Origin of the sequence: Pseudomonas protegens (assembly GCF_003732485.1) — a bacterium.
In the GTDB taxonomy this organism is placed as follows: domain Bacteria; phylum Pseudomonadota; class Gammaproteobacteria; order Pseudomonadales; family Pseudomonadaceae; genus Aquipseudomonas; species Aquipseudomonas protegens_B.
The window spans coordinates 1-873 of sequence record NZ_MOAK01000009.1; the positions used below are offsets into that span (position 1 = coordinate 1).

1 protein-coding gene and 1 pseudogene are annotated in these 873 nt (G+C 60.0%); both read right to left on the minus strand.

The window, feature by feature from the left end; translation table 11 throughout:
- Nucleotides 1-689 (minus strand): ABC transporter permease (locus BLX41_RS00450; protein ID WP_148059668.1); only part of this gene is annotated, 689 nt, incomplete at its 3' end.
- Nucleotides 686-873 (minus strand): annotated as a pseudogene (locus BLX41_RS00455) (arginine ABC transporter permease ArtQ); the annotation flags it as partial. The pseudogene BLX41_RS00455 and the gene BLX41_RS00450, both read right to left, overlap by 4 nt.

Sequence of the window (873 nt, forward strand, 5' to 3'; positions counted from 1 at the left end):
CGCGGTGCCAGGTAGCGCAGCCAGCGGCCTTCGGCCAGCTTGAACAGGCGCACCAGGATGAAAGTCAGGCACAGATAGAACACACCCGCAGTGATATAGGCCTCGAACGGCAGGTAGTACTGCGCGTTGACCGTACGCGCCGCGCCCGTGATGTCGATCAGGGTCACGATGGACGCCAGACTGGTGGTCTGCAGCATCATGATCACTTCGTTGCTGTACTGCGGCAGAGCCCGGCGCAGAGCCGATGGCAGGAGAATGCGGCGATACATCTTGTAGCGCGACATGCCCATGGCCTTGGCCGCCTCGATCTCACCGTTAGGCGTGGCCTTGAGGCTGCCGGCGATGATTTCCGCGGTGTAGGCGCTGGTGTTGACGGCAAAGGCCAGGCAGGCACAGAAGGTCGCGCTGGACAGCCACGGCCAGAGGAAACTCTCACGCACCGCTTCAAACTGGGCCAGGCCGTAGTAGATCAGGAACAACTGCACCAGCATCGGCGTGCCACGGATCACATAGGTGTAGAGCCAGGCACTCATGTTCACCAATGGCTGCTTGGACACCCGCATCAGGCCCAGGGGCAAGGCCACCAGCAAACCGAAGAACAGCGACAGCGCCAACAGCTTCAGAGTGGTCAGCAAGCCGCTGAAGTACAGCGGCAAGGCATCATAGATGACGTTGTAGTCGAAGATCATAGATCAGCCGCCCTTACGCCTACCGAGTAGCGCTTCTCAAGGTGACGCAATGCCAGCAACGAGACACTGGTGATCACCAGATACATCGCCGCCACTGCGAGGAAGAAGGTGAAAGGCTCGCGCGTGGCGTCTGCCGCCTGCTTGGCCTTGAACATCATGTCTTGCAGACCCACCACCGAAATCA